We start from the raw sequence: 934 nt of genomic DNA on the forward strand, positions 1-934 counted from the left end.
GCGTTGAGAAGGCCTTCGGCTGCTTTCAGCGTGCCGTCGAGTTTGCCGGAAACGCCTTTAAGCTCATCCGCCAGCGTGCTGGCGGCGGACAGGAATTTGTCGATGCCATCCGAATTCTTGGCCAGCGCATCGGAGAAGGTCTGAACATTCTGGACGGTCTGCGTCAGCGGCCCGCGAACGTCCCTGGTGAAGCCTTCGAGCTCGGTCAGCACCTTGTCGGCGCGGGTGAAGATATTCTGCGCCGTCTGCAAGAGGTTGATCACCGCCGACGGGTTGGCGACGATCTCGGCGACCTTGCCTTCCTTTTCCGCCTGGTCGAGGAGTTTCACTTCCTTGGGGTCGGCGCCCTTGAGCTCGATGTTGGCCTGCCCGGTCAGGCCGGCAAGCCCGATATCGGCTTGCGTCGATTTGGTGATCGGCGTCATGCGGTCGATCTCGGTATCGGCGATGGCAACCGTCGGATTGTCGACGTCGATATAGACGCGCTTGACGTCGCCGACCTTGACGCCGTTGAACAGCACGAAACTGCCGCGGCCAAGCCCGGACGCAGAGCCCGGAATGCGCACGCGCAGCAACGTCGTCTCGCCCTTGTCGCCGATGGCCGCCGTCCAGTAGACGAAGGCAAACGCCGCCAGGATCGCGGCCAGCGTGAAGATGCCGACAATGACGTAGTTGGCTCTGGTTTCCATTGTCCCACTTATGGCTATGCGCGCGCCGCAAGATCAAGTTGCCGGGCGCGTTTTCCGCGGAAATAGGACTTTACCCACGGTTCCTCGCTCTTCAGCATGTCGTCGATGGTGCCTTCGACCAGCACTTTCTTCTTGCCGAGCACGGCCACCCGGTCGCAAGCGGTGAACAGCGTGTCGAGATCGTGCGTGACCATGTAGACAGTCAAATCCATCGTATCGCGCAGCTTGACCGCCAGCTCGTCGAA

At 61.1% G+C, this 934-nt stretch carries 1 protein-coding gene and 1 pseudogene; both read right to left on the reverse strand.

Annotation, left to right across the window (positions count from 1 at the left end; genetic code table 11):
- Positions 1 to 689: MlaD family protein (locus tag EN939_RS35920; protein WP_164751596.1), on the reverse strand; the 689-nt coding region annotated here is incomplete at its 3' end.
- 14 nt (positions 690 to 703) lie between these two features.
- Positions 704 to 934, reverse strand: a pseudogene (locus EN939_RS35925) (ABC transporter ATP-binding protein); the annotation flags it as partial.

It is taken from the genome of Mesorhizobium sp. M7A.F.Ca.CA.002.05.1.1 (assembly GCF_003998335.1).
Taxonomy (GTDB): domain Bacteria; phylum Pseudomonadota; class Alphaproteobacteria; order Rhizobiales; family Rhizobiaceae; genus Mesorhizobium.